Below are 954 nucleotides of genomic sequence, written 5' to 3'. Positions count from 1 at the left end.
CGCTCGACGCCGTCGCCGAACGCGCCGACGCCGAGCGCGGCACGCCCTGGCCGCAGCCGCGCGCGAGCGCCGCAGCCCGCGTGCACGACGACGGCGACCGCGACGGCTGGGAGCAGGATGCGTTCGCCCGCACGCGTCGCCTCAGCCGCGCCGCCGTGGCCGCGGCCGCCTCCCCCGACGACGACCGGCTCGCCGAGGTGCTCGACGGGCTCTGGCTCGTGTGCGAGCAGAGTTCCTGGTGCTGGCCCGCCCATGACGATGTCCTCGCGCGGCACGGCGCGGTGCTCGCGGACGTCGACGATCCGTTCCTCGACCTCGGCGCCGGCGAGGTCGTCGGCCAGCTCGCCTGGCTCGACCACCTGCTCGGCGACCTCCTCGACGCGCGCTACCCCGGCACCCGCGCGCGCATCCGTCGCGAAGCCCGACTGCGCGTCTTCGCCCCGTTCGTCGAACGCCGCGACTGGCACTGGATCGGCCTCGACGGCGACGTGCACAACTGGAACCCGTGGATCCACGGCAACGTGCTCGTCGCGGCCCTGCGCCTGCTCGACGCGCCCGAGGACGCGGGCCTGCGTACGCAGATCGTCGCGCTCTGCGTCGAAGGACTCGATCGGTACGTCACCTCGCTGCCCGCCGACGGCGCCATCGACGAGGGCTACGCCTACTGGTGGAACGGGGCGTGCCGCGCGCTCGAAGCGCTCGACGTGCTGCGGCACGCCACCGGCGGCGCGATCGACGCCGGCACGGTGAGCGCCCTCCGCGAGACGACGGCCTTCCCCCACCGCATGCACCTCGGCGGCCCGTGGTACCTCAACGTCGCCGACGGCCAGGCGAAGCCGCCCGCTGCGCAGCCCTGGCACGCGCTGCACCGCGCGGCGCGCTGGGTCGGCGATGCGGAGGCCGCCGCCCACGCGGCGGCCCACCGCCTCCCCGGCTCCCCCGCCGCCGACGAGG

1 pseudogene is annotated in these 954 nt (G+C 76.3%); it reads left to right on the top strand.

Going from position 1 to position 954, the window contains the following annotated elements:
- Positions 1-954 (top strand): annotated as a pseudogene (locus GB864_RS17995) (heparinase II/III domain-containing protein); the annotation flags it as partial.

This window comes from Agromyces seonyuensis, assembly GCF_009789225.1.
In the GTDB taxonomy this organism is placed as follows: domain Bacteria; phylum Actinomycetota; class Actinomycetes; order Actinomycetales; family Microbacteriaceae; genus Agromyces; species Agromyces seonyuensis.
This window is presented reverse-complemented; position numbering and strand designations above follow the sequence as displayed.